Here is a 403-nt window from a genome sequence, read left to right on the forward strand (position 1 = left end):
TTACTTACTTCTTCCAGATTGTTAAAGAACGACAGCCGATACTTTCGTACCGCTCTGACTGGCTCAATCGCCAATGACAAGGACTCGACCACGTCGAACGCTTGTCATTGAGGATTGGTGGAGGCAGACGGGATCGAACCGACGACCCCCTGCTTGCAAAGCAGGTGCTCTCCCAGCTGAGCTATGCCCCCATGAGTACAGATGCCTCAGGTGTGTTACCGCCAGACAATGGTGGGTCTGGTTGGATTCGAACCAACGACCCCCGCCTTATCAAGACGGTGCTCTAACCGACTGAGCTACAGACCCCTGAGTCTGTCTTTAAATTTACAGCCGATAAGCGTGAGCGCTCAATTTTGCGAGAAGCTCTGGAAAGGAGGTGATCCAGCCGCACCTTCCGATACGG

The 403-nt window shown here is 53.3% G+C and carries 2 tRNA genes; both read right to left on the bottom strand.

Going from position 1 to position 403, the window contains the following annotated elements:
- Positions 1–115: 115 nt before the first annotated feature.
- Positions 116–191 (bottom strand) — tRNA-Ala (locus DIE22_RS37905).
- Positions 192–229: 38 nt separating this feature from the next.
- Positions 230–306, bottom strand: a tRNA-Ile gene (locus DIE22_RS37910).
- Between the last annotated feature and the right edge of the window lie 97 nt (positions 307–403).

Origin of the sequence: Burkholderia sp. Bp9142, from assembly GCF_003853415.1 — a bacterium.
Classification (GTDB): Bacteria; Pseudomonadota; Gammaproteobacteria; order Burkholderiales; family Burkholderiaceae; genus Burkholderia.